Below are 15,878 nucleotides of genomic sequence, written 5' to 3'. Positions count from 1 at the left end.
GCACTGACCTGGCGCAACATTGCAGCCCTCTTTACGTGGCAAACTGCCACGTCATTCAAGTCCTTTCTCTGTCAGCAAACACTGTTCACAGTGAAGAGTATACAGGACTTGGATGGGATGTCGGTGACGTGTTGAACGCTGACATACCATGGCCTACACCTTCAAGGTTTTTGGGTATACCATAGTGCCATTCTGTAGGCTGCCATTCGTCGGCAGCCTACTTCTGTCTCGTGGGAAGGCAGTACCCGCGAAAACAGGCTCAGTCAACAAAGGAACAAGAATTATGTTGAAGTCCATCAATCCGACGCAAACCGCCGCGTGGAAAGCGCTGACGGCCCACTTTGAAGATGCACAGGATTTGACCCTTACCTCGCTTTTTGCCAACGATCCAAATCGTTTCGATAAGTTCTCTGTGCAATTTGGCAATGATATCCTGCTGGATTACTCCAAGAACTTGATCAGTGAACAAACGCTTGACAAGCTGTTTGCACTGGCAGACGAAACCGATGTGAAGAGCGCGATTGACGCGATGTTCCGCGGTGACAAAATTAACCACACCGAAGGGCGTTCAGTGCTGCACGTTGCCCTGCGTAACCGCAGCAACACCCCTATCATGGTGGATGGCGAAGACGTGATGCCAGCGGTTAATGCCGTGCTGGAGAAGATGAAAAGCTTCTCAGAGCGTGTGATCAGCGGTGAGTGGAAAGGCTACACCGGTAAAGAAATTACCGACATCGTGAACATCGGTATCGGCGGTTCGGACCTCGGCCCTTACATGGTAAGTGAAGCGCTGGCGGCGTACAAAACCCATCTGAACCTGCACTTCGTCTCCAACGTGGATGGCACCCACATTGCAGAAACCCTGAAAGGCCTGAATCCGGAAACCACCCTGTTCCTGATTGCCTCCAAGACGTTCACCACCCAGGAAACCATGACTAACGCCCTGTCTGCGCGTGACTGGTTCCTGGCGGCAGCAGGCAATGAAGCACATGTCGCGAAGCACTTCGCTGCGCTGTCTACCAATGCGAAGGCGGTGTCAGAGTTCGGCATCGATACCGACAATATGTTTGAGTTTTGGGACTGGGTAGGCGGTCGCTACTCACTGTGGTCAGCCATTGGCCTGTCTATCTGTTTGGCCATCGGTTATGACAACTTTGTCGAGCTGCTGGCAGGTGCACACGACATGGATAAGCACTTCCAGAACACGCCATTTACTGAAAACCTACCAGTACTACTGGCACTGATTGGCATCTGGTACAACAACTTCCATGGTGCAGAATCAGAAGCGATCCTGCCTTACGACCAATATCTGCACCGCTTTGCGGCTTACTTCCAGCAAGGTAACATGGAGTCTAACGGCAAATACGTGGATCGTGATGGTAAGCCTGTAGACTACCAGACTGGCCCCATTATCTGGGGTGAGCCGGGCACCAACGGCCAGCATGCGTTCTATCAGCTTATCCACCAGGGCACCAAACTGATCCCTTGCGACTTCATTGCACCGGCAATCAGCCACAATCCGCTGAGTGACCACCATCCGAAATTAATGGCAAACTTCTTTGCCCAAACCGAAGCGTTGGCGTTTGGTAAGACTCGCGAGCAGGTAGAGGCGGAATTTGCTGCGGCCGGTAAATCGGCAGAAGAGGTGGCGGAGCTGGTACCGTTCAAAGTGTTTGAGGGTAACCGTCCAACCAACTCAATCCTGGTGAAACAAATCACGCCGCGCACACTGGGTGCATTGATTGCGATGTACGAACACAAGATCTTCGTTCAGGGCGTCGTTTGGAATATCTACAGTTTCGATCAGTGGGGTGTAGAGCTGGGTAAACAACTGGCAAACCAAATCCTGCCTGAACTGGCCGATCAAAATGAAGTGACCAGCCATGACAGCTCAACCAATGGCCTGATCAACACCTTCAAACAGTGGCGTGCCTAAGCGCCGGTTGCTAAGAGCAAAAACGCCGCAATTGCGGCGTTTTTTTACGGACACTTGCTTAATCGAAGCAAATTTCGATGTAGGCGCGGCCGAATTCTGATTCGAAAGGCATGATAATGATTTGCCCCTCGCTTTTGTGGGCGATGGTATGATCACGTCCAGAAACCACGATCGGGGTCGCCATATCAAAATCGAAGCCTTTTTCTGCTAGAAGGCGCTTGGCACCGCCGGTCACCATGTTGGTGATCTCACCAACCATGTCGGTCACATCCGCATCGATCGTTGTTGGGCGTTCACCCAGCATCCGACTCATGATCTCCAGTGCCAGTGGCTCTTCAAAGGTGACAGAAAACGAGCCTTTGGTTTTCGGGCCAACCATACCAATCAGGCCTGACACATCGCCTTTTGCCACTTCTGATTTCTTCAGCTGAGGTTTTTTGGGCGTCACTTCCAGTTGCGCCATGGTGGTCAGCACGTTCACTAATGAAGACAAAAAAGGGTTTACAAATTCAGCGCGCATAATTGTTATTTACCGTCCTACTGCATTTTTCGTGTCGCCACCTGGCAGGTGTGACAGATTCCATGTGTTTCAACTACGTGATGATTCACCGCAAAGCCGACCTGATGGGCTTTGGCCTGAAGAGCTACCGACAACGCATCGGCATGACACTCTTCCACGGCGCCACAAGAATCACAGATCAATAGCTGTGAACAATGTTGTTCGTGGCCCGGTAAGCAGCAAGCAATAAAGCTGTTAGTTGATTCCACTTTGTGCACAAAACCTTGTGAAAGCAAAAAATCAAGTGCCCGATAAACCGTGGGCGGCTTCGCTTGCGGCTCGGTCTCGCGCAATATATCCAGCAAATCATATGCACTGATCGACCGTTTGCTCTGGACAATAATCTCGTACACCCGCTTTCGCTGTGCGGTCAGTCGGACACCGCGCTGTTCACAAAGTGATTGGGCCCGGGCAATTAATTGTGAAAGATTGGCCATACGACCTCAAAAATCAGGCTGAGGCCTTCATTCTAACACAGCCAACGGTTCACGCATCCATGATGCCGTGACCGTGGTTTGCCTTTCAGTAATTGTAGCCGCTTTTCGCCATTGTCGCTGATATTTGGCAACCAACTGCATGTGAATTTTCTGCTGCTCTGGCGTTAATGCTTTAGATGCAGGCGTACAACCGCCACGCTCTTGCTTAAGCTGTTTGACCCAACGCCTGAGTACCGTCTCCCCGATATTTAAAGAGTGGCTCGCCTCGGGGATGGAATACCCCTGGTCAAGCACCAAGCATGCTGCTTCAAGTTTGAATTCAGCGGAAAATAAACGACGCTGTCTTGTCATGGAACACCGCTATCTTTGGTGGTGACTTTACCACCTTTAATGGTGTCCGGGTTTATTAAACCACTACATGTTGTCTCCTGATTCAGAAGGTAAGGTTGTTTTTTCATGATTATTCAGTTTGTTTTTTTTGGTTTTTTAGTTTTTATGGTGCCTGCCGTTCTGGTAAAGCTATTAATAAACACATAGGATAGGTTTTTTTATGAAATACAGACATCTTGCAAAAAAATCATTTTTATTTATATTCATGTTGGCCGCATTCAAAACATTTGCTTTTGAGCTTCCATCTATCCCTTTTCCTTCCCCTGGTTCTGATGAGATATTGTTTGTTGTTCGAGATACAACTTTTAATACCAAAGAGCCGGTCAATGTAAAGGTCTCTGACTTTTGGACAAACCGTAATGTAAAAAGAAAACCGTACAAAGATGTTTATGGTCAATCAGTATTCACAACGTCAGGTTCTAAATGGTTGACATCCTACATGACTGTGAGCATTAATAATAAAGACTATACAATGGCAGCTGTGTCTGGCTATAAGGACGGTTTTTCTTCTGTGTTCGTAAAATCAGGTCAAATACAGCTTCAACATTACTATAATTCTGTAGCTGACTTTGTTGGTGGGGATGAAAATTCTATTCCAAGTAAAACGTATTTGGATGAAACTCCAGAATATTTTGTTAATGTAGAAGCATATGAAAGTGGTAGTGGTAATATATTGGTAATGTGTATATCCAACAAAGAATCGTATTTTGAATGTGAATCTCAACAATAAATCGAGTAGGAGGAGGCCTCATGGCCTCCGTCCTCTCACACCACCGTACAAGCGTGGGTCGCATACGGCGGTTCCGAATATATTTTCAGTGACTCATATCCCTCTCGCAACGAGTACAGACCCAACTCCTCGAACCATTTTTTTGGCATTGCGCTCCGTTACTCCTTGCTGCTGTAACCATATCGCTATGCCGTATCTGCGTTTGCGTTGTTTTCGCCGGTAGCATCTCAACCGTCGTCGTATCCATTCGTCCAAGCCCTGCATGCTGCTTTTACATATGGCGAGTTTGAAATAGTGTTGCCAACCTCTTAGGTATTGAGTTAACTCGGCTATCATAACCTTTAGCTCTCTCCCTCGATTTCGCTTCGTTATCTCCCGCACTCGCTTCTTCATTTGAGCTTTGTAGTGGTCAACTCATTCCGGACAGTAAATTAGGCCGATATTCAGCTTTCGCAGGCGAAAGACCATCATTGTAGCTGTGCGGTCTTTCCCAGTTGTAGTAGCTCATCAAGTAATAACTGATATCTTTCGTTGCCTCAGCGAACGATGCGTAACCTGTTGCGGGGACCCATTCCGATTTTAGGCTTCTGAATAACCTTTCCATCGGTGCATTGTCCCAGCAATTTCCGCGGCGACTCATACTCTGTATCATCCGATAACGCCAAAGGTGTTGTCTAAAGTGGCGACTGCCATACTGTGACCCCTGATCCGAGTGAAACATCACATCACTTGGTTTACCTCGTTGCTCATACGCCATTGACAACGCTTTTGTCACCAATGCCGAATCAGGTCTTTCAGACATCGCCCAGCCGACAACCCGTCTGCAGTATAGGTCAATAACGACGGCAAGATAGCACCAACGCTGACCTGCCCATATATAGGTAATATCACCGCACCATACTTGATTGGGGGCGTCGACAGTGAACTCACGAGCGAGCAGATTGGGAATGTCGGGCCGTTCAACCATGACGTGTTTGTAGTTGTGTGAGCCAGGTTGCTTGCTGATGAGGTGCGCCTCTTTCATCAAGCGGCGAACCTTGAATCGTCCAATCTGATATCCAAGCTCTCTAGCGTAGGTCTTCAATACCCAGGCTATTTCGCACCCGCTGGAAACCCGCTGTCACAGAACGGGCGTTGTAAGGAAAAATCCTTTCGTCATTTTTTGGTTGTCTCTGAATGATGTTCCACGAATCACCCAGTAATGGAACCCATTGATGGTTACCACTCTTTTTACGGGGGTCTTTCCGGTTTCTGACCATGACGGCCCGTTGGATTTCATTGAGATCAGTCCAGCGGATATCACATACCTCACCGATCCGCATACAGGTAAGTACTGAGAACACGAAGATGTCAGTGAAGGGAATGAACGAGACATATGATGCCTCGCGCTCTTTTAGTCCTGCCACCAATTGCTGAATCTCATCCTCATCAGGACGACGGCTACGACGAGCGCTTTTTCCGATTAACCCCATAAAGATCAGCGTCTGGTGAGCAGACTCAAACACTCTTGAATCCACGGCTATTTTCCAAAGGGGTTTGGCTTTTTTAAAAATTGCTCGGAGATTAGATACCTCAACAGCAATGGTTTGTGGCTGCACGCCATCTTGCTCTTTTCGGAGTAAGCAGTGCTTAACGAGGTCATTGTCATTGAACTCATTGAGAGACAGTGCGGATATCGGGTAACGTAGCAATAGCTTGAGGTTATAGGCCATCGTCCTTTTCGTCGCAAAGTAGGGACTCTCTAAAGCAAGTTGGATGAGATCGCCAATCGTTTCTTTTGATGGAATGACACCGCCATGAAGAAGACTTTCGATGCGTTCAACTTCTTGGTTTCCCCAAGCAACGGCAGAGGCTCTATTAGCGAATGTTTTGGCCTTATCGACCGTATTGCTCCCTGAACGCCGCTCCCTTACCCGACATTTGTACTTGGTTATGCCGCGTTGCGTTTTAACTTTCTGAATGTGGTATGTCGCCATCGTGCACCTCAATAATTTGGGCACAGATCAAACTTGATGTAGAATCTGCGCTCTTTTATGAAACCACGACTCGAAAAGGGCTTTTGCAAATAAGCGGGCTTTTTGGGCTCGTTAATTTTTTAAGCTGAACGTGCCAATTTTTGGGGCCAATACGTGCCCACGAAGGGTCAGAAATGCTCCAAATTGGGCACGAATGGGGTTAGCAATGCAAAATAGTACCAATCCAGTATCAAAGGAACTTATTGAAAAAGAAGGAACTCTCGGCAAATTTCCAAGTTCTCGTTTTTCTGTCGCTCCTATGTTGGATTGGACTGACCGCCATTGTCGCTATTTCCACCGTATTCTGTCCAAGAATGCATTGCTTTATACCGAGATGGTGACCACGGGGGCGATTATTCACGGAAAAGGGGATTTTCTGGCGTTTAACGAGGAAGAACACCCTGTCGCGTTGCAACTTGGTGGCTCAAACCCGGCAGATTTGGCAACCTGTGCCAAGCTGGCTGCCGAGCGTGGCTATGATGAAATTAACCTCAATGTCGGCTGCCCGTCTGACCGTGTGCAAAACGGCCGGTTTGGTGCGTGTCTGATGGGTGAGGCGGAGTTGGTGGCGCAGTGTGTTGCTGCGATGAAAGAGGTGGTCGATATCCCCGTGACGGTGAAAACCCGCATTGGTATCGACGATCAGGACAGCTACGAATTTCTGGTCGATTTCGTGCGCACTGTCAGCGAAAAAGGTGGCTGTGACAACTTCACTATCCATGCACGCAAAGCCTGGCTGTCGGGCCTGAGCCCGAAAGAAAACCGCGAAATCCCGCCACTGGATTATCCGCGTGTATACCAGCTGAAAAAAGACTTCCCACACCTGACTATGGCTATCAACGGCGGCATCAAATCGCTGGAAGAAGCCGAAGCGCATCTGAAATTTATGGATGGTGTGATGATTGGCCGAGAGGCATATCAAAGCCCTTACTTACTGGCAGAAGTGGATAGTCGCCTGTTTGGCAGTGATGCGCCAATCATTAAACGCAGCGAGGCGGTAAGGGCTATATTCCCATATATTGAAGCGGAGCTGAGTAAAGGCACGTATCTCAATCACATCAGCCGTCATATGTTGGGCTTGTTTCAAAACATGCCCGGTGCGCGTCAGTGGCGTCGATACATCAGTGAAAACGCCCATAAGCCGGGGGCAGGCACAGAGGTGTTGGAAGCGGCACTGGCAAACATCCCCGCCCACTTGGATGTGTGATTCACCTGGCTAAGTTTCCCGCAACAATCGGTAAAATTTACCAAGTATTGAAAAGGCGCCACGGCAATATCGAAGTGATCTTTCTTTATCTTATTGTTTTTAAAAGAAATGATAATATTGGCCTGTTTTGTGCTGTGTTCATGCAATAGATCGATACATAAAACGAACATCACTGACCGGGGAGGGTATGATGGTTGAGTTTCTGTTTATTGTGGGATTTACCATCGCATTGTTAGCAACGGGTATCAGCTTTCTTGGCATTCTTGCTGCGATGGCGGTGGGCTTTATCGTGATGGCGTTGGCTGGCATGATAGGACTGGTGTTTAAAATGTTGCCATGGATCATCTTGGCTGCTGTGATTGTCTGGTTACTCAAAGGTCGCGACAGGACAGCAATTCAGGCGCGTGATTACTGCTACAAACGTTCGCGTCGTTACCACCGTGCACGCCGTTATTAAGCGGCGCTTCGATTGAATTGGCTTCAGCTTGGGATAAGGATTTCGCATAAAAAGTCGGCGGTTTGTGCGGAATCTTTGTCTTGGTTTTGCTATAGTGCTCGCAAACCATAAACTGAAAAATGTAAGGCGGAGCCCTTCCAATGAAAAAACTAAACCTTTCTCTTGCTGCGCTGGCAGTGGCTGGTGCGATTTCAATGCCTGCGCAAGCAGCAGTACTGTTAGGGGCTAAAGTAGGTGCAGATGCATGGTATGCCGATGCGAAGATCAATAACGTACGTGCCAACGATGCCAGTGTTCAACCGTCTTACTACGCCGCTTTTGAACACTTTATCCCTTTGGTGCCTAACGCGAAAATCCGTTACACCGACATCGATTCAGTAAAGTTCAATACCGATTTTACCCAGTATGATCTGATTGCATACTACGAAATTTTGGATAATGACCTGATCTCCTTCGATATCGGTCTGAACCTGCAAAAGTTTGATGGGCGTTTTAATGGACGTGTCTTCGATGAGTGGCAGCCAAACGTGTACTCAGATGTACGTTTGGGCATTCCAGCAACGCCTGTTTCCCTGTTTGGTACCTTCAGCTTTGGTAGCTACAACGACACCAGCACGGTAGATGCAGAAGCGGGTGTGCTGTTTACGCTGGGTCTGGTTGCCGCTGATCTGAACGTCAAAGCGGGTTACCGTGTTCAGGACTATGACTTTAACTACTTTGGCCTGAACCAGGGTAAGTTTTATAATGATGGTGTCTTCGGTGGTATAGAATTAAACTTCTAACCCATTGAGATTAATATAGAAAACCGCGCGATGGCGCGGTTTTTTTGTGCCCGGTGTTTAGGGGGGCGGCGGTCTCCTTTGATCTTTGACTGGTTGGAAACCGGCAACGGCGAGAATCACAAACGCCAGCGTGCTGCCTGAAACCACCAACAGGGCCGTGACATTCAGCTGTTGATAAAGCGCGAAGCGGATCAACTCGACACCAAAAGTGAACGGGTTAAAGCGGCAGATTTCATACAGCCAGACACTGGCTTCCTGCATTTTCCACAGCGGATACAGTGCGGAAGAGAGGAAAAACATCGGGAAAATGACAAAGTTCATTACCCCAGCAAAATTCTCCAGTTGCTTAATCCGGGAGGCAATCACAATGCCAAGGGCACTTAACATTAAGGCGACCAGAAAAAGTGCGGGAATAACTAACACATAGCCCATCGGAGCCAGTGGCCTGTCATACAGCGCGGCAATCACTAAAAATGCACCGACCTGAAGCACGCTGACCAAGGCACTGGCAATTTGTTTGGAAAGCAGCAAAAACGGGCGAGATAAAGGGCTGGTCAGCAGCACTTTGATACTGCCCATTTCCCGATCATAGACAATCGACAACGAGCTTTGCATGCCGTTAAACAACAAAATCATGGCGCAAAGGCCTGGCAGGATATATTCCTCGTAATTGATGTAGGTGGCGTAAGGCGCCATGATCGCAATACCCAGTGCTGCCCTGAAACCTGCGGCAAATACCACCAGCCAGAGCAATGGCCTGACCAAGCTTGCGGCAAACCGTGCCCGCTGCGAGAAAAAGCGCAGCCACTCGCGATAACAAATCCCGATAAACGCATACCAATACCCCATCAATCATCCCCCGCGTTGTCTGATGTCAGGGTGGCAAAGACCCCGGCGAGTGTCGAATGCCGGTACTCAGCCCGCAGTTCACTCGCGGTGTTGTGTGCCCGTAACCTGCCGCGGTGGAGGATCAGCACATTATCCTGATCATCCACTTCCTCGATCAGGTGAGTCGCCCAGAGCACACAAAGGGGCTGCTGGGCACAAAGGCTTCTCACCGCTTCAGACAGGGAAGCCCGTGCTTTGGGGTCGAGCCCACTGGTGGGTTCATCCAGCAGTAAAATCGAGGGTGCGTGCATCAGGGCTCGCACCAGTTCAGTGCGGCGCCGGTGCCCACCGTTCAGGGTGCGGACGGTGTCATTCAGCCTGTCTGTCAGCGAAAAGTGGGTCAGCAGTGGGGCCGCTTTTTTAAGGCTTTGTGTTTTGCTGTAACCATGTAGGGCGCCGTAATAACTGAGGTTTTGCCCCACGGTGAGGTCCAGATCGAGGGTACTTTGCTGGAACACCATGCCGAGTCTGGCCATGGTTTGCCGTGAAGGTGGCTCACCAAGCAACCTGATATTGCCCTGTTGAACCGGAGTGAGCCGTGCCAGCAAGGAAAACAGGGTGCTTTTTCCGGCCCCGTTTGGTCCTAGCAACATGTGGAGGCCTCGCCCCAGTGTCAGGGTGAGATCGCTCAGGGCACAGCGCGGACCATAGTGGTGAGACAGTCCATCAATATTAATCATGTCAGTGGGTTATGGCCTCGCTATTCCACTTGCTGTACTGCCACTCCCCAAGGGTAGCGACCGACTTTCACCGTTTTCACCACCTTGCGGTTCGGCACATCGATAATAGAAACATCACCACTCACGCCATTGGTCGCCAGCAACCTGTCCTGCTGGGTGTTAAATGCCATTTGCCACACGCGGCGACCGACCAGCAGGTAATCTTCCACTTCCAGGGTGTCTGTGTTGACCACGGCAACGTGGTTGGCAGGCCCCAGAGCGACAAAGGCGGTTTTGCCATCGGCAGCAATTTTTACACCCACTGGCTGTACCTTGTCTTTATGAACGCCTTTGGGCGCAAAGCCGATTTTTTTGATGATTTCTTTGCTGTCGGTATCGATTACAGCCACCGTGCCGCCAATTTCAGCACTGACCCAAAGCTGTTTGCCATCAGGGGTAAACTCCGCGTAGCGTGGGCGGGCATCAACCAGGGTGTTATGCACCATCTGGTTGGACTCGGTATCAATCCAGTGCGCCATGTTGGAGGTTTCTGAGGTGATGATGGCGATTTTTCCATCCGGGCTGACCGCTACCCCTTCCGGCTCTACGCCCACTTCCACTTGGGCGACTACGCTGGCGCTCGGAATATCTACCACTGTCATCAGTGCATCGTCTTCGTTGGCGATATAAAGGCGTTTGCCGTCAGGGTGCAGCGCGAACAGTTCCGGGTCTTCGCCAGAAGGCAGGTTGCCGATAATGCTGTTGGTGGCCAAATCGAGGATCTGCACCGTGTTAGACTCACTGGCACAGATATAGAGCTTGGTACCGTCTTTGCTGAGCTCGACACCCCGGGGGCGGTCACCGACGCTAATGGTGTCAATGACAGTCATAGTGTCCATGTCAATTACACTGACGGTGTCGTCTTTTTCATTTGCCACATAGGCCAGCTCTTTTGCCGCCACACTGTATGAGATAAGCGGTGCAACCAACAGTGCTGCGAGGGTCGTGGCGAGAAACGGTTTGGAAAAATTCATGGTGATGTCCTTTTGGTTTACTCTCTTTTGCTGAAACAGGGTTAAAACTGGCGACATTGGCTTTGCGCTTCATCAATGCCGAGCGAATCAAGCTCGTTACGGGGATGAAGAAAGCCCTCAAACGGGGCGCTGGCCACCAGTGCTTGTGAATCAAATAACGGCACGGTTTGGCGGAGTTGACCGTTCCATGGCCGATAGGTCAGTTTGCGGCCTTTGTAGGCTGCCAACTGGAATTTATCGCTCATGATGAAAGGCAAAACTGTCTCTACATCGCCTTTGTTGAGCACAGTGACTGCTTCGTTGATGGAACGTACCGCCACCCAGGCGGCGTAATCACGGGCTGTCATAGGGCGATCGAACAGCGCGGTAAAGCGGTTTTGAAGCTGAAGCGCCGCCCACTGTTCAATCACGTAATGCCAGCCGTCGGCACGCAGGCCGTGTGTGCCGATCACCGGACGGGGCAGCCAGGTGTTATAGGGAAGGTGTTGACCAAACAGGTTGCTTTCATCGACAACCAGTACCACATCGTAGTCACTGGCCTGGGTAAACAGGGGAAGTTCGGCGGATGCGGTGCGACGAAGATCGGTGTCGAAATTCCAGACTTTCTCTTTCACTGTCTTCAGGTTGTATTTCTTCAGTGTGCGCTTTATTGCGTCCAGATAGGCGTTGTCAGCCCCGGATTCCCCGTAAACCAAAAAGGCGTTATCGAGCCGGCGTACCCGCATCCACTGGGCGAGGGCGTCAGCACGCATGCTGTAACTGAGGGCGGTATGTAGGGTGTTTGGCAGACAAAGGGTACGCCTCAGATCATCATCCTGATTGCCGACGTTAAACAGCAGCGCATCATCTGGCAGTGCCTTTCGCAGCGCCTGAAGTGAAGGGGTATCAAGGTCGGCCAGAAAATAGCGTAACCCGTCGTCATACCAGCTTTTTGCCGTAGCGTTGAGTGCGGAGCTGGTATCATTGGTTTCTACCCTGAGCGTGTATTTTTGGCCGAGAAACTTCCCGGTTCCGTTAGCGTCATTGACTGCCAGTTCCGCCCCGGCCTCTCCGTTATTTTCTGGTTGTGCAAGGTACGCCGGTACTGCGGTGGTTGTTTCAACCGGGAAGCGCAGCAGCCCCATTTCTACCTCGACGTCAGCACGCAGGGAGAAAGAGAAAACCAGTAACCCCATACAGAGTCTGGCGATGTAATGGTTTATTTTGTGGTGGGTTGACGCTTTTTCCATAGCGAATGCCGCTCCGTATTGGCTTACGTTTCACTGTATGCGGGGGCAGCCAATTTGCCAAAACCAAGGATTGGATTTCCTGAAAAATCATCCCAAAGAATGAGGAATATCCCCGCTTTTGTACCATGTCTTCAACCAGCCGACGCTCCTACACTTTTTCCAACGCTGACCAATTAAGGAGTCGAGAGACATGGAAAAGGTTGAACGTAATATCTGTATTCTGGCTGCTGCATGGGTGGCGGTACTGGGCTCCCAACTGGCATTTGCACACGGTGATGTGACGCCGCAATCCATCGATACCTCTTCCATTCCCACTCTCGGTGAGGAGTGGGCTGAAACCAATCCTTACCGAGAACTGGACGGTGAAGTGAAGACGGAAATCGTTCGCCTCGGTGCGTCTGCCTACAACCAGAACTGTGCCCGCTGTCATGGCCTCGAAGGCATTTCAGGCGGCATTGCCCCGGATTTGCGCATGCTGGAAGCGGATTACGACGGTGATGAATGGTACGTCTACCGTGTTCAGAATGGTGCCGTACGCAATGGGGCGGTTTACATGCCCAAAATGACCGAGCACCTCAATCAGGAAGCGCTTTGGGCTATAAGAACCTGGCTTGAATCTGTGGCACCGGAAAATGGTTAATAGGGGGCGCAAGGATGAGGTTTGCTATTGTGGTTCGGACGCTTTCCTTGCTGCTGTGTGTGGTGCTGTCGGCACCATCCCAGGCGCTTTCCTATGACGATATTCAGGCGCGCGGCGTCATTGCCATCGCGGTCTACAAGGATTTCCCGCCGTACTCGTTTACAGATGGTGAGGGAAACCCGGCAGGCATTGATGTAGAGCTTGCCAGCGCACTTGCCAACGGGCTGGGTGTGAAACTCGATCTTCGCTGGATGACCCCGGATGAAACGGTCGAGGATGACATGCGTAATTACCTGTGGAAAGGGATAAACCTGACCAGTGAAGATGGCCAGCGCGTGAAAGCCGATGTGATGCTGCGTGTGCCGTATGACCGCGAATTTGCGATGAAACGTGACGATGTCGGTCATCCAGCCCACGAACTGGTACACATGTTTGCGCCGTATCAACAGGAGCGTTGGCTGATGGCTTATGACACCGCCAAGCTCGACAGACCGCAAACCGCCGCCCGGTTTATGTATCACCCGGTGGGGGTAGAAGTGGACACCGTCCCCCAGTTTTATGTTACCACCGCCTTTGGTGGCCGTTTCCGAGATAAAAGCCGCACCTATTCTTCGACACCGGATGCTTTTCAGGCGCTCAATGACGGTGAGGTTGCTATCGTAATGGGCACCGCGTCGCAGCTGGAATGGCTGCACTACAACAAAAAGCCGCAAGCGAATGAACAACTGGCAGAACTTGCGTTTCCGCTTCTCGGACGCAGTGAATGGGAGCTCGGTATGGCTGTGCATTCAAACTACCGCCAATTGGCTTACGCACTGGAAGACATCGTGATGACCCATATCAATAACGGCGACTTCATTCGCTGGGGTGAAAAATACGGGGTCGACTACCAACTCCCTGAACGTTTCCGGCCTGCGCCGGACGCTGCCGAAGAGAAGACTGTCGTACAGACACAATCATTCAGCCAACAATGAGGTACCCCTATGACAATGACGTCATTTAAATGTTGCGGCTTTTACACCGCACTCTCGCTCGCTGTGACGGTATCGCCCGTCTACGCGGGTGTCACGGACAAAGACATCCTCGCTGATCAGGAGACCATCGAGGACGTGGTGACTTATGGTCTTGGGCTGCGCGGCCAGCGTTACAGCCCGATGGATACCATCAACCGCGAGACAGTGAAAGACATCCGTCCTGTGTGGGCCTTCTCGTTGGGGGGGGAAAAACAACGTGGCCAGGAAAGCCAGCCGATGGTGAAAGATGGGGTCATGTATGTCACCGGTTCTTATTCCCGCGTGTTCGCGATTGACGCGAAAACCGGTGAAGAGCTATGGCAATACGACGCTCGCTTGCCCGATGGCATTATGCCCTGTTGTGATGTGATAAACCGTGGCGTGGCACTGTATGATGACTTGGTGATCTTTGGCACCCTGGACGCGAAACTGGTCGCGTTGGATGCAAAAACAGGGAAAACACGCTGGAAGAAAACGGTCGATAACTATCAAGATGGTTACTCTATCACGGCGGCACCGATTGTGGTGAAAGGGAAGGTGATCACCGGTGTCTCCGGGGGAGAGTTTGGTATCGTCGGTAAAGTGCGTGCCTATGATGCGAAAACCGGCAAGCTGGTGTGGGAGCGCCCGACAGTCGAAGGTCACATGGGATACGTGTGGAAAGATGGCAAAAAAATAGAGAATGGCATTTCCGGTGGTGCACCGGGCAAAACCTGGCCAGCTGACCTGTGGAAAAGCGGGGGGGCTGCGCCCTGGTTGGGGGGGACTTATGATGCCGACACCGATCTGCTGTTTTTTGGCACCGGTAACCCGGCGCCCTGGAATTCACACATGCGGCCCGGCGATAACCTCTTCTCCTCTTCCCGTCTTGCAATTGATCCGGATGACGGCAAAATTGTCTGGCATTTCCAGACTACCCCACATGATGGCTGGGACTTTGATGGTGTGAACGAACTGATTTCGTTTGATTACACCGAAAACGGCAAGACAGTAAAAGCGGCAGCGACGGCTGACCGTAACGGCTTCTTCTACGTGCTTAACCGCACCAATGGTGAGTTCATTCGTGGCTTCCCGTTTGTGAATGAAATCAGCTGGGCGACCGGGCTTGATGACAATGGCCGTCCGCTTTATGTCAATGACAATCGCCCGGGCGACCCTTCCGGTGACAAACAAGGTAAAACCGTGGTTTCTGCGCCTTCATTCCTGGGCGGTAAAAACTGGATGCCAATGGCATACAGCCCAGATACCGGCCTGTTCTATGTGCCGGCGAATGAATGGAAAATGGATATCTGGAATGAGCCTGTGGCCTACAAAAAAGGCGCGGCTTACCTCGGTGCTGGCTTTACCATCCGAACCATCAATGACGATTACATCGGTACCCTGCGTGCTTACGATCCGAAAACCGGTAAACGTGTCTGGGAATACAAAAATTACGCGCCATTGTGGGGCGGTGTCATGACCACGGCTGGTGGGCTGGTTTTCACCGGTAATCCGGAAGGTTACCTGATGGCCTTTGATGACAAAACCGGCGAGCTGCTTTACAGATTCAATACCGGTTCTGGCATCGTGGGCAGCCCGGTAACCTGGGAAATGGATGGCGAACAGTATGTTTCCGTGCTTTCCGGCTGGGGGGGCGCAGTGCCGCTTTGGGGCGGCGATGTAGCAAAACGGGTGAAGGACTTCAATCAGGGGGGAACGGTCTGGACCTTCAAGCTACCGAAAGGTTGAGACGACAGTTTTTTCTGGTAGTAAATGTAGCAAGGCTGGGCTATCCCCAGCCTTGTTTGCGTTTGGATGTCTCGCAACAGGGCTCTCCTCCCCATTGTCTCCCTCCAAAGTATGAGATATTGCCAACCAAGGGGCGATGGAGAGATTTACTGGTCATTCCATACTGGTACTACA

The 15,878-nt window shown here is 50.8% G+C and carries 15 protein-coding genes and 3 pseudogenes; 8 read left to right on the top strand and 10 right to left on the bottom strand.

Features of this window, described 5'->3' with window-relative positions:
• Positions 1 to 283 precede the first annotated feature (283 nt).
• A complete protein-coding gene (gene pgi / locus VHA_RS10960; protein WP_005504218.1) occupies positions 284 to 1,936 on the top strand; it encodes a glucose-6-phosphate isomerase in 1,653 nt (550 codons plus the stop codon).
• 58 nt (positions 1,937 to 1,994) lie between these two features.
• On the opposite strand, the gene VHA_RS10955 is transcribed toward pgi, so the two are convergent.
• From VHA_RS10955 to VHA_RS10945, 3 genes and pseudogenes are all read right to left on the bottom strand, one after another.
• Positions 1,995 to 2,456 carry a chemotaxis protein CheX gene (locus VHA_RS10955; RefSeq protein WP_005504216.1) on the bottom strand — a complete coding sequence of 154 codons (462 nt, stop codon included), beginning with the start codon at positions 2,454 to 2,456 and terminating at the stop codon, positions 1,995 to 1,997.
• Between the two features lie 17 nt (positions 2,457 to 2,473).
• Positions 2,474 to 2,932, bottom strand: a complete 459-nt coding sequence (gene zur, locus VHA_RS10950; protein ID WP_040528655.1) for a zinc uptake transcriptional repressor Zur — start codon at positions 2,930 to 2,932, stop codon at positions 2,474 to 2,476.
• 102 nt (positions 2,933 to 3,034) lie between these two features.
• Positions 3,035 to 3,283 (bottom strand): annotated as a pseudogene (locus VHA_RS10945) (transposase); the annotation flags it as partial.
• Between the two features lie 199 nt (positions 3,284 to 3,482).
• Between VHA_RS10945 and VHA_RS10940 the strand changes: the two are divergent.
• Positions 3,483 to 4,052: a thermostable direct hemolysin-family toxin gene (locus tag VHA_RS10940; RefSeq protein WP_040528653.1), complete on the top strand. Its 570-nt coding sequence runs from the start codon at positions 3,483 to 3,485 to the stop codon at positions 4,050 to 4,052.
• 35 nt (positions 4,053 to 4,087) lie between these two features.
• Here the strand turns inward: VHA_RS10940 and VHA_RS10935 are convergent.
• From VHA_RS10935 to VHA_RS10925, 3 genes and pseudogenes are all read right to left on the bottom strand, one after another.
• Positions 4,088 to 4,454 (bottom strand): annotated as a pseudogene (locus tag VHA_RS10935) (group II intron maturase-specific domain-containing protein); the annotation flags it as partial.
• Between the two features lie 7 nt (positions 4,455 to 4,461).
• Positions 4,462 to 5,136: pseudogene (locus tag VHA_RS10930) on the bottom strand (IS3 family transposase); the annotation flags it as partial.
• Positions 5,120 to 6,028, bottom strand: a complete 909-nt coding sequence (locus VHA_RS10925) for a site-specific integrase (protein WP_005504211.1) — start codon at positions 6,026 to 6,028, stop codon at positions 5,120 to 5,122. The gene VHA_RS10925 and the pseudogene VHA_RS10930, both read right to left, overlap by 17 nt.
• A 205-nt stretch (positions 6,029 to 6,233) precedes the next feature.
• On the opposite strand from VHA_RS10925, the gene dusA reads away from it, so the two are divergent.
• From dusA to VHA_RS10910, 3 genes are all read left to right on the top strand, one after another.
• On the top strand, positions 6,234 to 7,274 hold the full coding sequence (dusA, locus tag VHA_RS10920) for a tRNA dihydrouridine(20/20a) synthase DusA (protein ID WP_040528651.1): 1,041 nt from the start codon (positions 6,234 to 6,236) through the stop codon (positions 7,272 to 7,274).
• A gap of 190 nt (positions 7,275 to 7,464) precedes the next feature.
• Positions 7,465 to 7,731: an envelope stress response protein PspG gene (gene pspG, locus VHA_RS10915; protein ID WP_005504209.1), complete on the top strand. Its 267-nt coding sequence runs from the start codon at positions 7,465 to 7,467 to the stop codon at positions 7,729 to 7,731.
• 140 nt (positions 7,732 to 7,871) lie between these two features.
• The gene (locus tag VHA_RS10910) at positions 7,872 to 8,513 is read left to right on the top strand and encodes a TIGR04219 family outer membrane beta-barrel protein (protein ID WP_005504197.1); all 642 of its coding nucleotides are present in this window, start codon (positions 7,872 to 7,874) and stop codon (positions 8,511 to 8,513) included.
• A gap of 57 nt (positions 8,514 to 8,570) precedes the next feature.
• On the opposite strand, the gene VHA_RS10905 is transcribed toward VHA_RS10910, so the two are convergent.
• Genes VHA_RS10905 through VHA_RS10890 form a run of 4 tightly spaced genes read right to left on the bottom strand, consistent with a single transcriptional unit; the run spans position 8,571 to position 12,323 of the window.
• On the bottom strand, positions 8,571 to 9,362 hold the full coding sequence (locus VHA_RS10905) for an ABC transporter permease (RefSeq protein ID WP_005504195.1): 792 nt from the start codon (positions 9,360 to 9,362) through the stop codon (positions 8,571 to 8,573).
• Positions 9,362 to 10,081 carry an ATP-binding cassette domain-containing protein gene (locus VHA_RS10900; protein ID WP_005504193.1) on the bottom strand — a complete coding sequence of 240 codons (720 nt, stop codon included), beginning with the start codon at positions 10,079 to 10,081 and terminating at the stop codon, positions 9,362 to 9,364. Before VHA_RS10900 ends, VHA_RS10905 begins: the two co-directional genes overlap by 1 nt.
• 20 nt (positions 10,082 to 10,101) lie before the next feature.
• A complete protein-coding gene (locus tag VHA_RS10895) occupies positions 10,102 to 11,094 on the bottom strand; it encodes a PQQ-dependent catabolism-associated beta-propeller protein (protein WP_005504191.1) in 993 nt (330 codons plus the stop codon).
• A gap of 41 nt (positions 11,095 to 11,135) precedes the next feature.
• Positions 11,136 to 12,323 (bottom strand): ABC transporter substrate-binding protein, encoded by a 1,188-nt coding sequence (locus VHA_RS10890; protein WP_005504188.1) that lies wholly within the window; start codon positions 12,321 to 12,323, stop codon positions 11,136 to 11,138.
• Positions 12,324 to 12,513: 190 nt separating this feature from the next.
• On the opposite strand from VHA_RS10890, the gene pedF reads away from it, so the two are divergent.
• From pedF to VHA_RS10875, 3 genes are read left to right on the top strand one after another with little or no spacing between them, the layout of a single operon-like run.
• Positions 12,514 to 12,963: a cytochrome c-550 PedF gene (pedF, locus tag VHA_RS10885; RefSeq protein ID WP_005504186.1), complete on the top strand. Its 450-nt coding sequence runs from the start codon at positions 12,514 to 12,516 to the stop codon at positions 12,961 to 12,963.
• A gap of 14 nt (positions 12,964 to 12,977) precedes the next feature.
• Entirely contained in the window at positions 12,978 to 13,937 is a 960-nt protein-coding gene (locus VHA_RS10880) for a substrate-binding periplasmic protein (RefSeq protein ID WP_005504184.1), read from the top strand.
• 9 nt (positions 13,938 to 13,946) lie between these two features.
• The gene (locus tag VHA_RS10875; RefSeq protein ID WP_005504182.1) at positions 13,947 to 15,704 is read left to right on the top strand and encodes a PQQ-dependent methanol/ethanol family dehydrogenase; all 1,758 of its coding nucleotides are present in this window, start codon (positions 13,947 to 13,949) and stop codon (positions 15,702 to 15,704) included.
• Positions 15,705 to 15,878: the final 174 nt, after the last annotated feature.

Source organism: Grimontia hollisae CIP 101886 (assembly GCF_000176515.1).
GTDB classification, from domain to species: Bacteria; Pseudomonadota; Gammaproteobacteria; order Enterobacterales; family Vibrionaceae; genus Enterovibrio; species Enterovibrio hollisae.
This window is presented reverse-complemented; position numbering and strand designations above follow the sequence as displayed.